14 protein-coding genes are annotated in these 13,483 nt (G+C 65.6%); 9 read left to right on the forward strand and 5 right to left on the reverse strand.

Annotated features, from left to right (window positions below):
* A partial coding sequence (gltX, locus tag Q0R23_RS05140; RefSeq protein WP_293911062.1) for a glutamate--tRNA ligase occupies positions 1–932 on the reverse strand: 932 nt, incomplete at its 3' end.
* A 117-nt stretch (positions 933–1,049) separates the two neighbouring features.
* Between gltX and Q0R23_RS05145 the strand changes: the two genes are divergently transcribed.
* The 3 genes from Q0R23_RS05145 to Q0R23_RS05155 are packed head-to-tail and all read left to right on the forward strand — an operon-like array spanning position 1,050 to position 2,375.
* Positions 1,050–1,550, forward strand: a complete 501-nt coding sequence (locus tag Q0R23_RS05145; protein WP_293911064.1) for a hypothetical protein — start codon at positions 1,050–1,052, stop codon at positions 1,548–1,550.
* A 43-nt stretch (positions 1,551–1,593) separates the two neighbouring features.
* Complete coding sequence (locus Q0R23_RS05150) at positions 1,594–1,950, forward strand: 4a-hydroxytetrahydrobiopterin dehydratase (RefSeq protein ID WP_293911066.1); 357 nt, start codon at positions 1,594–1,596, stop codon at positions 1,948–1,950.
* A complete protein-coding gene (locus Q0R23_RS05155; RefSeq protein ID WP_293911069.1) occupies positions 1,947–2,375 on the forward strand; it encodes an acyl-CoA thioesterase in 429 nt (142 codons plus the stop codon). Before Q0R23_RS05150 ends, Q0R23_RS05155 begins: the two co-directional genes overlap by 4 nt.
* Positions 2,376–2,706: 331 nt before the next feature.
* On the opposite strand, the gene kynU is transcribed toward Q0R23_RS05155, so the two are convergent.
* From kynU to Q0R23_RS05170, 3 genes are all read right to left on the reverse strand, one after another.
* Positions 2,707–3,978: a kynureninase gene (gene kynU, locus Q0R23_RS05160; protein ID WP_293911072.1), complete on the reverse strand. Its 1,272-nt coding sequence runs from the start codon at positions 3,976–3,978 to the stop codon at positions 2,707–2,709.
* The gene (locus Q0R23_RS05165) at positions 3,975–4,622 is read right to left on the reverse strand and encodes a cyclase family protein (protein WP_293911075.1); all 648 of its coding nucleotides are present in this window, start codon (positions 4,620–4,622) and stop codon (positions 3,975–3,977) included. Before Q0R23_RS05165 ends, kynU begins: the two co-directional genes overlap by 4 nt.
* Positions 4,623–4,787: 165 nt before the next feature.
* Positions 4,788–6,827, reverse strand: a complete 2,040-nt coding sequence (locus Q0R23_RS05170) for a DNA topoisomerase subunit B (RefSeq protein WP_293911078.1) — start codon at positions 6,825–6,827, stop codon at positions 4,788–4,790.
* A gap of 260 nt (positions 6,828–7,087) precedes the next feature.
* Here Q0R23_RS05170 and Q0R23_RS05175 point away from each other — a divergent pair, with 260 nt between their 5' ends.
* Complete coding sequence (locus Q0R23_RS05175; RefSeq protein ID WP_293911080.1) at positions 7,088–7,564, forward strand: hypothetical protein; 477 nt, start codon at positions 7,088–7,090, stop codon at positions 7,562–7,564.
* 666 nt (positions 7,565–8,230) lie between these two features.
* Here the strand turns inward: Q0R23_RS05175 and Q0R23_RS05180 are convergent.
* Positions 8,231–9,130, reverse strand: coding sequence for an SIS domain-containing protein (locus Q0R23_RS05180; protein WP_293911082.1), 900 nt, complete (start codon positions 9,128–9,130; stop codon positions 8,231–8,233).
* 119 nt (positions 9,131–9,249) lie between these two features.
* Between Q0R23_RS05180 and Q0R23_RS05185 the strand changes: the two genes are divergently transcribed.
* The 5 genes from Q0R23_RS05185 (at position 9,250) to Q0R23_RS05205 (ending at position 13,014) form a co-directional block, all read left to right on the forward strand.
* Positions 9,250–9,783 carry a TetR/AcrR family transcriptional regulator gene (locus Q0R23_RS05185; protein ID WP_293911084.1) on the forward strand — a complete coding sequence of 178 codons (534 nt, stop codon included), beginning with the start codon at positions 9,250–9,252 and terminating at the stop codon, positions 9,781–9,783.
* Positions 9,780–10,109, forward strand: a complete 330-nt coding sequence (locus Q0R23_RS05190; RefSeq protein WP_293911086.1) for a multidrug efflux SMR transporter — start codon at positions 9,780–9,782, stop codon at positions 10,107–10,109. The genes Q0R23_RS05185 and Q0R23_RS05190 overlap by 4 nt, the downstream gene beginning before the upstream one ends.
* Positions 10,110–10,343: 234 nt before the next feature.
* Positions 10,344–11,189 carry an RNase adapter RapZ gene (rapZ, locus tag Q0R23_RS05195; protein ID WP_293911089.1) on the forward strand — a complete coding sequence of 282 codons (846 nt, stop codon included), beginning with the start codon at positions 10,344–10,346 and terminating at the stop codon, positions 11,187–11,189.
* 220 nt (positions 11,190–11,409) lie between these two features.
* Positions 11,410–12,747, forward strand: coding sequence for a uridine diphosphate-N-acetylglucosamine-binding protein YvcK (gene yvcK / locus Q0R23_RS05200; RefSeq protein WP_366520389.1), 1,338 nt, complete (start codon positions 11,410–11,412; stop codon positions 12,745–12,747).
* 30 nt (positions 12,748–12,777) lie between these two features.
* Positions 12,778–13,014: a hypothetical protein gene (locus Q0R23_RS05205; RefSeq protein WP_293911091.1), complete on the forward strand. Its 237-nt coding sequence runs from the start codon at positions 12,778–12,780 to the stop codon at positions 13,012–13,014.
* Positions 13,015–13,483: the final 469 nt, after the last annotated feature.

Consider the following 13,483-nt stretch of genomic DNA (forward strand, 5'->3'; position numbering starts at 1 on the left):
ACCATCTCGGCGGGCGTGAAGATCTCCTGCGAGGCCCCATCCTCGGCGCCGGGCATCGACCAGCCCATCAGACCCAGGAAGTTCAGCAGCGCTTCAGGCAGTATGCCCATCTTGCGAAAGTCCTCGACCGACGGGTCGCCCCGCCGTTTGCTGTATTTCTTGCCGCCCTTGGACAGCAGCCAGGGCGTGTGAATCCACTCCGGCTCGGTCCAGCCCAGACCGCGCAGAATCAGCACGTGAACCGGCGTGCTGGTCAGCCATTCCTCGGCGCGGATGACGTGGGTGACGTTCATCAGGTGGTCGTCCACCATCGCGGCCAGGTGATAGGTCGGGAAGCCGTCGCGCTTGAGCAGCACCTTGTCGTCAAGTTCGGCGTTGTTGAAGGTCACGTCGCCGCGCAGCCGGTCGCGCACGACGGTCTGCCCCTCGGTAGGCGCGGCCAGGCGGATCACGAACGCCTCGCCCGCAGCGGCCCGGCGCTCCGATTCCTCGCGGGTCAGCGTTCGGTCGCGGCGGTCATAGCCGAGAAAGCTGTCCTTGCGGGCCTCGGCAGCCGAGCGGCGCTCGCTGAGCTCTTCGGGCGTGTCGAAGGCGCGGTAGGCGGCGCCGGATTGCAGCAGTTGCTCGGCGTACTGGCGGTGCAGCCCGGCGCGCTGCGACTGGGTATACGGGCCGAATTCGTCCTCGTTGCGCGGGCTGGCGTCGGGCTTGATGCCGGGCCAGGCGGAGGCCAGCCAGTCGAGCATGTCGAATAGGCGGCCCTCGCTGGCCTCGTTGTAGCGGGCGCGGTCGGTGTCCTCGATGCGGACGATGAACTTCCCGGCGTTCTGGCGGGCGAACACGGCGTTATAGAGGGCCTGGTAGGCGGTGCCGACATGGGGATCACCGGTCGGGCTGGGCGCGATACGGGTCACGACGGAGGGTGCAGACATAACGAGTACAATACCGCGCCAGCACCTTTCATTCGCCCTTCCCACAGGCCACCAGCCACACGCCACAAGCCTCCGCCAACAGTGACGACTCTCACATAATCATGCTTTAATGACATTATGTCGATAACACTCCGGTCCAGACGAGGCGTGCTGTTCCTTCTTCCCGTTCTCACGCTGGGCCTGAGCGGTTGCTGGGGCTCGTACAGCTCGCTGCCCAGCCAGAAAGAGATCGACGTCAACGGCAATTATGATGGCCGGATTCTGGGCAACAGCAATGCCTCGGCGCTGCTGGACATCACGCTGGTCGAGAAGAACCGGGATATCACGGCGGTGGTCAAGAGCGGAGGCAACGGTCAGACCTACACCCTGACCGGCACCCGCAGCGTCTACAACACCTCGCCTGTGAGCGTCAATTTGAACGGCAGTTTCGGCAGCGGCAGCGCCTGCCCTGGCGGCTTCGCGGAGAGTTACAGCGTGTCAGCCCGCATCGAGTACGGCTATGACAAGGCGGCCAACCAGGTGCTCGGCAGCGGCTCGGTCGAGCGCAAGACCTGCGTGGGCGGCACGCTGACTCGTGATACCGACAACAGCGGGCAGATCGAACTCACCAAAAAGTAATGCCGCCCGGTTGCGACCCACGCGCTGCGCTACCCTGTTCGGCATGACCCACAACACTCCCAGCCGCATCCGCCTGACCGACGGCGACGTGCAGGACCGCAAGCCCGCGCTCTGGTGGGGCGACGACGGCAAGCTGTTCCGCATCTTCGAGTTCGGCAGCTACATGCGAGGTGTGGCCTTCGCCGTGCGCGTCGCCGAGCTGGCCGAGGCGCAGGATCACCACCCCGACATCACCATCAATTACAAAAAGGTGAAGGTCAACTACTACACCCACGATGCGGGCGGCGTCACCGAGTTCGATCTGCGCGGCGCCGAGGCGGTAAACGGGCTGTTTGCGTCGCCTTCTGAACCAGAAGATGCACAGGCGGCGCAACCCGACCCGAATGCAGGCGAAAGTTGAGCGCCCCCGCCGCCCCGCTGGCCGCCCGAATCCACACCCTGCGCGTGCAGGTGCTGCCTGGAGACATCGACGACTTGGGCCACGTCAACAACGTCGTCTACCTGAGCTGGTGCGAACTGACCGCCCGCGCCCACTCCGACCGGGTGGGCATGACCCTGGCGCGGCTGCTGGGGCTCGGCACGGTGGCGGTGGCCCGGCAGCACAACATCGTCTACCACGTTCCCGCCGTGCTGGGCGACGAGGTAGCGGTCTGCACCGAGCTGGTCTCCAGCCAGGGCATTCGGGCGCGGCGCGAGTACACCCTGACGCGGGTGTCCGACCAGGCCCGGCTGGCTGAATGCGTCACCGACTGGGTGTGGGTCGATCCAGTCAGCGGGCGCCCCAAGCGGCCCGATCCGCGAATCGCCGAAGCCTTCGGGTTCTAGAGCAGATGTCATAAAAAAGGTCTTTTTATGACCGAGCGGAGCGAGTAGTTTTAACTGAGCAGGACGCAGAATGGAGGTGCGGGGAGGCTGTTTTCCCCGTGGCGTAATGCGGAGTACTGCTCTGAATGCGACAACAGGGCCTGTTATCTGGATATGAGCGTGAGTTTACATTCAGTTTAGGCAAGCAAAAGTTTGTCATCATGAACGCAGTGAAGGATTTTATCGTTGAACAGCGAGATCCTTCGTTTCACTCAGGATGACACTATTGGGTTGACGGATACCTTGCTAGCCAGTCCAGCACCTGAGATTCTATCTCTCCTGTTCACCACGCTCAGGTCACCAGTCCGCCCGGCGCAGCTTCTTTGTAGTCGCCGCTGTCCAGTAACTCGCGCAGCACCCGCACCGTCTCTTCCAGCTCGGCCTCGGTGTTGTACAGCGCCACCGGGGCCAATCTCAGCACGTCGGGGGCACGGAAGTCGGCGATGATCTGGCGGCTTCGCAGCGCCGCCGAGAGGGCGCGGGCTTCGGGGTGCGCCAGCGAGACGTGACCGCCGCGCCGGGCCTGGTCGCGGGGCGTCAGCACGCGCAGTTCAGGCAACTGGACATCGGCCAGGGCGATCAGGGTATCGGTCAGACTCAGGCTACGGGTACGCAGCTCGGCCAGGTCAAGCCCCTCGAAGACCTCCAGGGAGCCTTCCAGCGCCGCCAGCGAGAGAATCGGCGGCGTGCCCTGCTGGTAAGCCGCCGCGCCGGACGCCGGGCGAAACCGGGCGGTCATCTCGAACTGGCTGGCCTTGTCGTTGCCCCACCAGCCGCGCAGGGCGGGCATCAGGGCGTGGTGACGCTCGTGCAAAAACAGCCCGCCGGGGGCGCCGGGACCGCCGTTCACGTACTTGTAGTGGCACCACACCGCGAAATCCGCGCCCGATTCGTGCAGCTCGTGGGGCATGGCACCGATGCTGTGGGCCGCGTCCCAGCCGACCAGCGCCCCGGCCTCGTGGACCAGGGCGGACAGCCGGGCCATGTCGAGGCGCTGACCGCTGCGGTAGAGCACGGTGGGCAGCAGCACCAGCGCAATGTCCGGTCCCAGGGCGGAGAGAAGGTCACCCTCGTGGATCGTCTGGCCGTCGCGGCTGGGAATCAGTCGGAGTTCGGTGTCGTGCAGCGCCGCCCAGCTTTGCAGCGCATACAGATCGGTAGGAAAGTCGAGCGCGGTGGCCAGCAGGTGACGCCGCACGCCGCTGGGCCGGTAGATGGTCGAGAGCAGGGCGTGCAGGTTGGCGGTAATCGACCCGGTGACGATCACCTCGCGGGGAAAGGCGCCGAGGAGCCGCGAAATCGCCGGGGAGAGCGATTCGGCCAGGCTGAACCAGTCGTCCCAGCCCGAAACCCCCTGCGTCTGCCACTCGCCCAGGCGGCGCAGCACGGCCTCGCGGGCCGAGTGGGGCATCAGGCCCAGGCTGTTGCCGTCGAGGTAGATACCGCCCGGCAGGGCGAACAGCTCGCGTCTGGACCATTGGCTCATCTCAGCACGCTCTACTGGAGCCGCCTTCGCCTGACCGGGGCGGCCCAGGCTGATCTTCCTCAGCTCAGGGCCGGTCACAGCCCTTCCTCGGCACTCAGCAAAATAGCGCGGGCCGGAGCACCGTCCACCCCGACGAGCGGCAGCGGCAGACACACCAGGGTGTAGGGGCCGCTGGCCACGCCGGAAAGGTTCAGGCCCTCGACGATCAGCAGCCCGGTCTCCAGGAACATCTGGTGGGCCTCCAGCGCCGTGCTGTTTACCGGGTCCACGCTGGGGCAATCGGTGCCGATAAGTTGAACGCCGCGCCGGGCCGCCTCGCGCACGAAGGCCGGGCTCAGCGCCGTGTAGTGCGCCGGAAACTCGGTCCACTGCGGCGGCTGGCCGGTGGAGAGCAGCAGCCGGGGCGGCAGCGGGTCAGGCAGGCCGTCCAGTACGTCCGCTTCCACGAAAGCTGTGCCGGGCGGCACGTTCAGCACCAGGCAGGGACCGATATAGCGAGAGAGCGGCACGGCGTCGAGTCTCGGGGCGGCGTCGCCGTAGTGCCAGGGCGCGTCCACATGCGTGCCGGTGTGGGTACCGGTGCCGATCAGGGTGGTGTTGACGCTATCGCCCTGCGCCATACGGCCTGCCGGGGTCAGGCTCAGGGGCGGGTCGCCGGGCCAGGTCGGATGCCCGGCAAAGAGGGCGCGGGAAATATCGGTAAAGGGCAGGGAGTCGGGCATGCCCTAGGGTACGGCAGCCAGGGGAAGAAGTGGAGGGCCACTGCTAGGGTCAGGTCCGACCTGACCGACAGGGCGGCGCCGCACCCCGGTAGCAGGGCGCGGCGCTCGTCTGTTTCATTCAGCTCAGACTGTTCAGCTCAGACCATTCAGCTCAGACCATTCAGCTCAGATGCTGATTTCAGCGAACCTGGCGTTCTCGCGGATAAACTCCTTGCGCGGGCCGACCTCGGTGCCCATCAGGGCCTCGAAGACCTCGTTGGCGATAATCAGGTCCTCGATACTGACGTGCTTGAGCACGCGCAGCTCCGGGTTCATGGTGGTGTCCCAGAGCTGATCGGCGTTCATCTCGCCCAGGCCCTTGAAGCGCTGGATCTCGTACTTCTTGCCTTCCTTGTTGGCCAGGGCGACGTGCTTTTTGAGTTCGTCCTCGGCGTAGAGGTACACGCCCTTGTTGCCGCTGGTCTGGCGGCCCACCATCACGCGGTAGAGCGGCGGCTGGGCGATGTACAGGTGGCCCTGCTCGACGATGGGGCGCATGTAGCGAAAGAAGAAGGTCAGCAGCAGCGTGGTGATGTGCCCGCCGTCCATGTCCGCGTCGGTCATGATGATGATCTTGTGGTAGCGCAGGTTCGACAGGTCGAAGTGGACGTTGTCGCCCGTGCCTTCCACGCCCGCGCCGATGGCCCCGATCAGGGCACGAATCTCGGCGTTCTTGAGAATTTTATTCAGCTCGGCCTTCTCGACGTTCAGGATCTTGCCGCGCAGGGGTAAAATCGCCTGGAAGCGGCGTTCACGGCCACCCTTGGCACTGCCGCCTGCCGAGTTGCCTTCCACGATGAACAGCTCGCTCTCGGCGGGGTCTTGCGAGGAGCAGTCGGCCAGCTTGCCGGGCAGGTCGTCGTTTTCCAGCGGGTTGCTGCGGCGGATGATGTCGCGGGCCTTGCGGGCGGCCTCACGGGCGCGGGCGGCCTCGGCGGCCTTCTCCACGATGGTCTTGCCGATCTTGGGATTCTCTTCCAGGAACTCGGCGAACTTCTCGCCCACCACGGCGTTGACCGCACTCTGAGCCTCGGAGTTGAGCAACTTGACCTTGGCCTGCGACTCGAACTGCGGCTCGCTCAGTTGCACGCTGACCACGCAGTAGATGCCTTCGAGCAGATCGTCACCGCCGGGGATCGGGTTGCCCGCTTTAATCATGTTCTTGTCTTTGGCGTACTTGTTCAGAATGCGGGTGTAGGCGGTTTTGAAGCCGGTCAGCGGCGTGCCACCGTCGCGGGTGCGGATCATGTTGGCGTAGGTCAGGATGTTGTCGGCGGAGTAGGTGTTGGCGTGAATGAACGCCACCTCGACGGCCACGCCGCTGTGGTTGCCGCGCATGACGATCGGCTGATCGTAGAGCAGCTTGGTATCGTCGGTGACCAGGGCGCGGGCGAAGTTGGCGATGCCGCCCTGCTCGAAGAAGGTTTCCTCTTTGATCTGGTCGCCGTGAAACTGGGTGCGCTCGTCACGCAGCACGATCTTGAGGCCGGTCAGGTAGGCCAGCTCGCGCAGACGGCCACGGATACGGTCATAGTTGAAGTTGTTCTCGAACTCGTTGAACACTTCTGGGTCAGGGTGGAAGGTGACCTTGGTGGCCCAGCGCACATCGCTCGGCGTGGCGCCCAGCACGTTGAGCGGCACGCTCAGGTCGCCGCGCTCGAAGCGGATGTGATGCAGCTTGCCGCCCTTGTTGACGGTCACGTCGAGGTAGGTACTCAGCGCGTTGACCACGCTGGAGCCGACGCCATGCAGGCCGCCCGACACCTTGTAAGCGCCCTGGCCGAACTTGCCGCCCGCGTGCAGCTCGGTGAAAATCACTTCGATGGCCGGGCGCCCTTCCGAGTGCATCATGTCGACGGGAATGCCGCGCCCGTTGTCGGTGACGGTGGCCGCGCCGTCGGCGTGCATGGTGACGCGCACCTCGTCGGCAAAGCCCGCCGTGCCCTCGTCGATGGCGTTGTCGATGATCTCGGTCAGGAGCTGGTGGTAGCCGTCGATGCCGGTGCCGCCCTGCACATACATACCGGGGCGCTTACGCACGGCCTCCAGGCCCTTGAGGACGCTGATCTGACTGGCATCGTATTCACTGGCCGCCGACTGCCGGGTGTCCGGCGTTTGCAGCTCAGGGGTAGGCAATTCGGTGGTGCTGGTTTCCGGTGGGATCATAGGGCTCCTTTACATAGCATTTCTGTTATGGGCGTAGCTCGGTGGAGGCAGCAGACGAAGCGGCGCGAGAAGAATTCTTCGCAACTGGACACGTTTCCCGGCTGATCGTCAGTCTATCACCTGAACCGAAGTCGGTCAAGGAAATTACGCTGTGGACTAAAAAGCCACCTGGCGTTTAGTGTTGAGGTTTTTGGCCTCTGGGCGCAGGTTTTTAGCATTCGTCACTTCCGGGTCCGTTCATCAGCCGCTAGGCTGTGGGCATGGACTTCCTGCGCCTGTTTCACGACTTCGGATTCGACACGCCGCTGGCCAGATTATTTCCCAATCCGCTGACGCTGGCCTGCTTCATCCTGATGATTTGGAGCATCGCCCCGGCCATCAAAGGCGTCGTCAACACCGGCTTTGCCCTGTTTACCCGCCTGACCTGGGCCATCTTCCTCCTGACCGGCGTCAGCGGTGTGCTGCTGGCCCTCTACGGCCTGAAGGTGCCAAGCGCGGTGGTGGAGGCGGGCAAGGCGGTCACCAAATACGGCTTTCCACCCGACCCCAAGCGCAACCTTGAGCACTCGATGTACACCGTGTTCGTGCTGGGCAGCTTATTTTTCATCGAGCTGTTGATCGCGGGCAAGCTGATCGAGCGGCGCAAGGGGCTCTACTTTCTGCCGCTGGTGACGCTGTTCATGTGGGGCTGCGCGTACATGGTCGGACGGGTGGCGGTGTTTCCGGGCAATAGCTGAGTTGGGAAGTGGGAAGTGGAGAGTGGGAAAAGAGGCGGCTGGATGGGCTTTTGGCGGTTGGATTGCGTTGCCAGGCTTCAGCTTTTTGCAAATGCGTCGGCTCCCCCAGCTCCCAGCGGGCAGGCGTCCTCATGGGGAGGAGTGGCGTGCCCAGGCGCGTTCTTGGGCAGAACGGACGCCCCTGGGGACGCCTGCCCGCTCCGTTCACGACGACAGTCCGTTCTGGCCAAGAAGGCCTGATAGGTGCCGTTCTGAACAAGAAGACGCCCCCGCCACGGTGGGGCGAGGGAGTTGTCGCTGCGCTGTGCATGGTACTTCCCATCCGTCCCAGACGCACAATCTTTCACCGTGTTCTCCACATCGTGGCCGCTGATGTAGGGCGCCCGTGCAAAATATCTGCACATAACTGACCTCGCTGGAAAGTAGTGGTCTACTCCAGCCAGAAACAGCGACTGCCTGAGCATTCTCTGACCCTCTACCTCTGGGAGAGTCGCAGACCTGAGGAGTGGCGTGCCCAGGCGCGTCCGTTCACGACGAGTGCTTGCAGATGGCCTTGCGAAGCAAGGGGTGAGGGAAGTGAGCGCCAGCTCATGCCCCACGTCCCTTCCCACTCCCCACGTCCCACCAGCGGCGCAGCCGCGCCCCCACTTCCCGCGCAACGCCTTCCTACGCCTCCAACCCACTCTCCCCCGCTCCCTCACCCTCCGAGAGCGCGTTCAGCACGCCCTGCATGGCGGGGGTGTCCTCGGCGCTGACGTTGTGGCGCTCGGCGAGGTAGGCGGATACCCAGGCGCCGAAGTACCACAGGGCCAGGCTGCCCGCGTAGCCGCCCACGTCTTCGGGAAACGGCACGGCCACCACCTCGTCGATGCGGGTCTCCAGAATCTCGCGGGCGACGCTGAGTTCGGGGGTCTCGTCGCCCAGAATCAGGGCCACCTTGGCGTCGCCGGTCTCGTGGTGGGCCTCGAACATGCCGGTCAGCACGTACAGCGGCTCCAGATCGACCGGGATGCTCAGCACCTTGCCCACGCGGGCCAGCAGGTGTTGCCAGACTTGCAGCAAGGCCGTGTCTTCCGGCGCGGCCAGCAGCAACGGCGTGCGGCTCCACAGCGTCCAAGCCAGCATCCGGGCGGGGTTGTCGTCTTCAATGCTGGGGTCACACTGAGCGGCCAGGCGCCCGATCAGGCGCTCGGCTTCCTGGGCCTGCTCGGCGTGACCGGTGGCGTAGGCGGCGAACTGGGCCAGGTGGTACGTCGCGGTGACGCCCGCAGGCGACAGGAAATCGATGCCTTGCAGCGAGGCGCCGGGCTTCTGGATTCCGGCCCGCACCACCGCCGCGCCGCTGACCTCGCTGAGTCCGGCGTAGTCGCGGGCGGCCAGGGCGGCGTCGCTGCTCTCCAGCACGATCTGGGTGCCGCTGCGGGTCAGGCGGCCCCCCAGCAGGGTGCCCATCAGCGCTGCGGCCAGGGCGCCGCCGCCCACGCCGATCACGCCGTAGGGGGCCTCCAGCACGCGGGTCGGCCCCTGATACGAGCCGGGGAGCTTCAGAAGTTCGTCGGTCAACATGCTTCTACGGTGCCACGCCGGGCGGCGAAAGGCAAAGTGGGAAGGCACATATGGGGACTGGCAGGCGTGCTTCTTAACTTAACCGTCCAGACGGTATAGCTTTGATGTAGACTTGGGGCATGGTCAGGACTTCAAACAGGACGGCATTACTCGAAGCGGCGGTGCGGGTGGCCTCCAGAGAAGGGGCGGCGCGACTCACCCTCGACGCGGTGGCGCTGGAAGCCGGGGTCAGCAAAGGCGGGCTGCTGTATCACTTCGCCAGCAAGGAGGCGCTGCTGAGCGGGCTGCTGAGCTGGGAGCTGGGCAGCTTCGAGGCCGCGCTGGAAGCCCGTTGCGCGGGAAGTCCGGCGCCGGGGGCGTATCTGCGGGCCTACCTGGAGCTGAGCCTGGAGGCCCTCAGCTTCCGGGTGCCGCTGGGCGTGCTGGCCGCCTTCGCCTTCGAGCCGTCCGCGCTGGCCGACCTCCAGACCCGGCTGCTCTACTGGCGCGTCCGGGCCTGCGCCGGACTCGACCCCGCACAGGCTCTGACGCTGGTGCTGGCCGCCGACGGCGCCTGGCTGGCCGCGCTGCTGGGCGCGCCGATCAGTGAACCGCAGGCCCAGTCGCTCCGGGCGCAGCTTGACGCCCTGATTTCCAGCGAGGTTCCCGCATGAATCCTTTCGTATTGCTCGGTTTCGCCATTCTTCTCGAAGTCATCGGCACCAGTGCGCTGCGGGCCAGTGCGGGCTTTTCCAGACTGCTGCCCAGCCTGGTGGTGGCACTCGGCTACGGCGGCGCCTTTTACCTGATGAGCAAGGCCCTGAACTCGCTGCCGCTGGGCCTGACCTACGCCATCTGGTCGGGCATCGGCACGGCCCTGACCGCCCTGATCGGCTGGTTCTACTTCCGTGACGCTTTCTCTCCCGTGGCGCTGGCAGGCATCGCATTGATCGTGCTCGGCGTGGTGGTGCTGAATCTGGGGAGTAGCGGGCACGGGTAGGTGGGCAGTGGGGCGCGGTGCGCGGTGCGCGGCGGTGGGAAGTGGGGCGCGGCTGCGCCGCTGGTAGGACGTGGGAAAGGACCAAGGGCAAGGACAACCACTGGCCGGGCATTTGGCCGCACGGCGAAGCCAAAGCCGTCTCCCCTCTGTTCCCACTTCCCACGCGCCCACTCCCCACCTCCCACTTCCCCCACACGCCACAAGCCACACGCCACAAGCCTCTACACTGTCCCCATGACCTTCATCGTGATCTCCGGGCTGTCGGGCAGCGGCAAGAGCACGGCGCTGCGAACCCTGGAAGACGCCGGATACTTCACCACCGACAACCTGCCGCCCGAACTGTGGAGCGCCCTGGGCGACCTGGCGAGTGCCCGCCACATCGACAAGGTGGCGGTGACCACCGACGCCCGGACCCGCGATTTTCTGGCGGCGCTCGACACCAGCCTGACCCGCCTCAAACAGCGCCGCAGCGACGTGCGGGTGTTGTTTCTGGAAGCCGCCGCCGAGCAGCTTTTGAGCCGCTACAACCTCAGCCGCCGCGAACACCCGCTGGGCGACCCCAGCCTGATGCTCGATTTCCAGCGCGAGGGTGCGCTGCTCGCCCCGCTGCGGGCGCTGGCCGATACCGTCATCGACACGACCACGCTGGGCGCCGCCGGGCTCAACCGCAGGCTGCTGGAATGGCTGGACATTTCGAGTCACTTCGATCTGCGGCTGTTCACCTTCGGCTTCAAACACGCCCCGCCCCGCGACGTGGACACCGTGCTGGACATGCGCACCCTGCCCAACCCCTACTACGACCCGGCGCTGCGCCCGCTGACCGGCCTGGACGCGGGCGTGGTCGCCTACATTTTTCAAAGTCCCGAAAGCGAGGCGTTTTACGGTCACACCCGCGATTTTCTGCGTGAGCTGGCAGCGCGGGCGCGGGACGCCGGGCGCCACAGCTACAACGTCGCCATCGGCTGCACCGGGGGCCAGCACCGCAGCGTGGCGGTGGCGGCCCGGCTGGAGCACGACCTGGCCGATCTGGGTGCCCGGATCATCGACCACCGCGATATGCCGGGGGGCGGCAGCGAGTGAGGCGTGGGGCGCGGGGAACGGATTTGGGAAGTGGGGAGTGGGAAGTGGGGAGTGGGAACAGAGGGGAAACGGCTTTGGCTTCGCCATCCAGCAAGTTGCCTTGCCGGAGAGTACTCGCGCCCTTGATCCTTCCCCACTCCCCACTTCCTACCAGCGGCGCAGCCGCGCCCCACACCCCACACCCCACTTCCCGCGTGCCACCAGGCAAGCCAGGCTCCCTGTGAACCCGAACTCGGTGGAACGTGCCCGCCGCGCCCGGCGCTGGATGACCCCCGGCATGGGCGTCAAGCGCTGGTTCGCGCTGTTCGGGGCCTGCACCTTCATCGGCGCCGTGGGATTCCTGCACTTCACCTGGACCGGGCCGCTGCACTTTGTCGCCACGCGTTGGATTTTGTGGCTCAACAGCTTTACCAAGCCCGAAGTGCTGCCGCTGTGGGTGGTGGGCACGGTGGTGATGGGGCTGGCGCTGGCCGGGGCACTCACCGCCATGACCATGCTCAACCGCTCGGTGCTGCGCTCGGTGGGCACGGACCCGCGCCAGGCGGTCAACGTGATCTACTCGCGCACCACCCTGGCACGCGGCCCACGGGTGCTGTCGGTGGGCGGCGGCACCGGGCTCTCCAACGTGCTGTCGGGGCTCAAGGCGTACTCGTCGAACCTGACGGCCATCGTCACGGTGGCCGACGACGGCGGCAGCAGCGGGCGCCTGCGCGAGTCGCTGGACATGATCGCCCCCGGCGACCTGACCGACTGCTACGCCGCGCTCTCCGACAGCCCGGTGCTCTCCAGGCTGCTGCTGCACCGTTTTTCGCGCGGCGACGGGCTGGAGGGCCACACCTTCGGCAACCTGCTGCTGGCCACGCTCTCCGAGGAGCAGGGCGGGCTGGGCGGCGCCATGCAGGACATCCACGAGGTGCTGAACATGCGCGGCGCGGTGTATCCGGCGACCACCCAGCCCGCTACGCTGATCGCCCGGCTCAAAAACGGTCAGGAGGTGCGCGGCGAGAGTCGCCTGTCTGCCGTGATCGAGCCCGGAACGCTCAGCGCCGGGGCCATCGGCATCGAGGAGGTGCGGCTCGACCCGCCCGACCTGCCCACCCTGGGCGCGGTGCAAGGCGCCATAGAAGCCGCCGAACTGATCGTGCTGGGACCGGGCAGCCTGTTCACCTCGATCATCCCCGCGCTGCTCGTTCCGGGCATTCAGGCCGCCATTCGGGCCTCGGCGGCGCCGCTGGTGTACGTCGCCAGCATCATGACCGAGCCGGGCGAGACTGACCACCTGAGCCTCGACGACCATATCCGGATGATCGACCGCCACCTGGGCCGGGTGCCCGACGTGGTGCTGGTCAACAGCGAGGCGGTGCCCGACGCCGTGCAGACGCGCTACCGCCTGACCGGCGCGGCGCTGATAAACCCGCACAGCTCGCACCCGGCCTTCAAGCTGCTGCTCAGGCGCCGCCCGATGCTGCTGGCGGGCCAGGCCCACCACGACCCCGACAAGCTGGCGGCGGCCCTGCTGGAACTCATCGGTGAGCGGCTCCGGCGGCGCTCAGCCTGAAGTCACCGAACTGGGATACCCTATGAAGCAATGACTTCCCCCACCCAAGACGCCGAATTCATCCGCAGGATAGCCCTCGGCATTCTCAGCACCCTGCAACACAAGGGCCTGCTCAGCTCCATCGAGGTGGACGCCATTCTGCGCGCCGCCATGCCCAAACCCGCGCCCCCGCTGGAGGTCAAGTCGACGGCGCCCGTGCCCGCACCCGACGCCAGCAAGGTGCGCAAAGAACCGCTGCCGCCTGTGGAATTCGATATCGAGTTGTGAGCCAGGCGGGTAAATCCTCTCTTGAGCTGATGTGATGCTAAGAAGCTGGCGGGTGCTGACGAAGGAATCAAGGGCGACCAACGGGAGAAGCTCACCAATCAGGCCAATATCGTGCAGATCGTCGAGGCCAGCCGCAAAAGAAATCAGTTCCGGCCATGAGACAATGTATCCCTCCAGCATCACCCGCAAATGGTGTTCAAAAGCAACGATGCCGCCTGAGTGAAACCCAACGGGAGGCGGTCCAGTATCATAGAAATACCGGATTCTCCACCGTAATCCCTCGCCCTTGATAGACTTCAATATTTCTGAGGGTGTGACTTTGTGCGAGCGACCTCTGTAGGGGTCAAAACGTAAAAAACACCGTGTAGGGCGGTATCACAGCTAGCTTTTCGCTGACAAGGGACGTCGGCTCCTGTAGGGTGTTTCTGCAATGAAAGCAACCCAGAGCCGACTGACCCACGATAGCCTG

The organism is Deinococcus sp. (assembly GCF_025362455.1).
Classification (GTDB): Bacteria; Deinococcota; Deinococci; order Deinococcales; family Deinococcaceae; genus Deinococcus.

Coding starts and splice junctions, on each gene's coding strand:
- Q0R23_RS05145 (WP_293911064.1), top strand. CDS start 1,050: ATGTCGATAACACTCCGGTCCAGACGAGGCGTGCTGTTCCTTCTTCCC.
- Q0R23_RS05150 (WP_293911066.1), top strand. CDS start 1,594: ATGACCCACAACACTCCCAGCCGCATCCGCCTGACCGACGGCGACGTG.
- Q0R23_RS05165 (WP_293911075.1), bottom strand. CDS start 4,622: ATGCCCGACTCCCTGCCCTTTACCGATATTTCCCGCGCCCTCTTTGCC.
- Q0R23_RS05170 (WP_293911078.1), bottom strand. CDS start 6,827: ATGATCCCACCGGAAACCAGCACCACCGAATTGCCTACCCCTGAGCTG.
- Q0R23_RS05175 (WP_293911080.1), top strand. CDS start 7,088: ATGGACTTCCTGCGCCTGTTTCACGACTTCGGATTCGACACGCCGCTG.
- Q0R23_RS05180 (WP_293911082.1), bottom strand. CDS start 9,130: ATGTTGACCGACGAACTTCTGAAGCTCCCCGGCTCGTATCAGGGGCCG.
- Q0R23_RS05185 (WP_293911084.1), top strand. CDS start 9,250: ATGGTCAGGACTTCAAACAGGACGGCATTACTCGAAGCGGCGGTGCGG.
- Q0R23_RS05190 (WP_293911086.1), top strand. CDS start 9,780: ATGAATCCTTTCGTATTGCTCGGTTTCGCCATTCTTCTCGAAGTCATC.
- rapZ (WP_293911089.1), top strand. CDS start 10,344: ATGACCTTCATCGTGATCTCCGGGCTGTCGGGCAGCGGCAAGAGCACG.
- Q0R23_RS05205 (WP_293911091.1), top strand. CDS start 12,778: ATGACTTCCCCCACCCAAGACGCCGAATTCATCCGCAGGATAGCCCTC.